The organism is Bacillus cereus group sp. N8, from assembly GCF_016483685.1.
GTDB classification, from domain to species: domain Bacteria; phylum Bacillota; class Bacilli; order Bacillales; family Bacillaceae_G; genus Bacillus_A; species Bacillus_A proteolyticus.
This window is the reverse complement of record NZ_JAEHBK010000249.1, coordinates 1-229: the sequence shown is the minus strand read 5'-3', so window position 1 is coordinate 229 and position 229 is coordinate 1. Positions and strand designations below refer to the sequence as shown.

Below are 229 nucleotides of genomic sequence, written 5' to 3'. Positions count from 1 at the left end.
CCCCCCCACCCCCTCCCTCCCCCTCCTCGGACTGTGCGGCGGGAGTCTTACTCCCCGAAAATACGAGATATAGCTACCATGCAAGGGGAAGATACGATATGCCTGGGACAAACGGTGGGATTGGAGCGCTTCAGGCTTCGTTAAATGGTGTAACGCCGAAATTACGAAGTATAGCCGACCAGATTTTGCAACATTCACAAGATGTTGAACATAAATCGAGTACGGAGTT

1 pseudogene is annotated in these 229 nt (G+C 51.5%); it reads left to right on the top strand.

Features of this window, described 5'->3' with window-relative positions:
* Positions 1–98: 98 nt before the first annotated feature.
* Positions 99–229, top strand: a pseudogene (locus JDS80_RS31180) (MurR/RpiR family transcriptional regulator); the annotation flags it as partial.